This window comes from Streptomyces sp. SID12501 (assembly GCF_010550245.1).
Classification (GTDB): domain Bacteria; phylum Actinomycetota; class Actinomycetes; order Streptomycetales; family Streptomycetaceae; genus Streptomyces.
In genome coordinates, this window is record NZ_JAAGLU010000466.1 from 1 (window position 1) to 499 (window position 499).

The 499-nt window shown below is 72.7% G+C and carries 1 pseudogene; it reads right to left on the reverse strand.

Features of this window, described 5'->3' with window-relative positions:
• Positions 1–357: pseudogene (locus G3I71_RS46800) on the reverse strand (hypothetical protein); the annotation flags it as partial.
• Positions 358–499 lie beyond the last annotated feature (142 nt).

Genomic DNA, 499 nt, shown 5'->3' on the forward strand with positions numbered 1-499 from the left:
GTCGGGCACGAGCACGGGGTCGTCCGGGTGGGCCGGGTCCTCGCTGATGAGCACGACCGGGACGCCCCACTCGCGCACGGCCGCGAGCCGCTCGGCGCTGAGCGACTTGCCGATGACGACGAGCCCGTCCACCGCCCCCAGCGCGACCGGCGTGTCGAGGACCGACTCGTCGGGGTAGCGCTCCCGGTCCAGCCCCGCGGGGTACGTCTGGACGGCGACGACCCGGTGGCCGGCACCGCGTGCGGCACGCGCCACGCCGGCGATCAGCGCCCCGAAGTAGAACCCGCCGACGACCGGCGACAGCACGCCGATCGTCCGTCGCACCGTGGCGCGAAGCCCCCGTCGGACCGTCACCATGTCCCACCTCTCGCCCACGCCGTCGGAGCCGAGCTGATGCATTTCACCCGCAACGGGCGCAAGACTAGGTGATCGTGGTCACTCCTGCACATGACACCGGCAAAGATGCTGTCTCTCCCGCGACCGGGGCGCAGCCCGTCGT